Below are 511 nucleotides of genomic sequence, written 5' to 3' on the forward strand. Positions count from 1 at the left end.
TACCCGCAGTTCGGAGATGTTCTTGGCGAACTTCTCGCTGAACTCGGCCAGGACGGAGCGGTGCACGAAGAACCGGTTCGCGGCGGTGCAGGCCTCGCCCATGTTCCGCATCTTGGCCTTCATGGCGCCGTCGACGGCCTTTTCGATGTCCGCGTCGGCCAGGACGATGAACGGGGCGTTGCCGCCCAGTTCCATTGAGGAGCGCATGACATTCTCGGCCGCCTGGCGCAGCAGGATCTTGCCGACCCCGGTGGAGCCGGTGAAGCTGATCTTCCGAGCGATGCCGCTGCCGGTCCAGGTCCCCACGACGCTGGCTGCGTCCAGGGTGGTGACGACGTTCAGGACACCGTCGGGAAGGCCGGCCTGCCGGAAGATGTCCACCAGGGCCAGGGAGGTCAGCGGCGTCAGTTCCGCGGGCTTGAAGACCATGGTGCAGCCCGCGGCCACGGCCGGGGCGATCTTGCGGGCACCCATCGCCAGCGGGAAGTTCCACGGCGTGACCAGCACGCAC

1 protein-coding gene is annotated in these 511 nt (G+C 67.3%); it reads right to left on the reverse strand.

What is annotated here, in order from left to right; genetic code table 11:
- Positions 1-511, reverse strand: a 511-nt coding sequence (locus tag AC6CH3_RS23420; protein ID WP_498134710.1) for an aldehyde dehydrogenase family protein, incomplete at both ends; no start/stop codon positions are given.

It is taken from the genome of Arthrobacter sp. GQ119 (assembly GCF_059759125.1).